This window comes from Streptomyces sp. CO7 (assembly GCF_053474865.1).
In genome coordinates this window covers 1-405 of the sequence record NZ_JBRIOU010000140.1, presented here as the reverse complement: position 1 = coordinate 405, position 405 = coordinate 1, and the positions used below count along the sequence as shown (strand labels likewise).

1 protein-coding gene is annotated in these 405 nt (G+C 73.8%); it reads left to right on the top strand.

Translation table 11 applies throughout. The annotated features are described in order from the left end of the window. On the top strand, window positions 1-405 hold a 405-nt coding region (locus ACOV8S_RS31475), incomplete at both ends, for an amidase family protein (RefSeq protein WP_448321883.1).

The following is a 405-nucleotide window of genomic DNA, read 5'->3' as shown; positions in this document are numbered from 1 at the left end:
GCCATGGACCCCTTCGCCTCCGCCACCGACCTCGCGGCCGCCGTCCGCCGTCGTGACCTCAGCCCCGTCGAGATCGCCGAGACCTACCTCCGCAGGATCGCCGAGCACGACCCGGAACTCGCCGCGTTCACCTGGCTCGACGAGGAGGCCGTCCTCGCCGCCGCGCGCCGTGCCGAGCGGGCCGTCACCGACGGCGGCCCCCTCCCGCCGTTCCACGGCGTGCCCGTCCCGGTCAAGGAGCTGACCCAGGTCGAGGGGCAGCCCGCCACGTACGGCTCGTACGGTGTCGACGACCGGCTCCGCACCCTCACCGAACCCGTCGTCCGGCGCCTCCTCGACGCCGGGTTCCTCCTCATGGGCCGCACCAACTCGCCCGAGATGGGCCTCCTCTCGACCACCGACAAC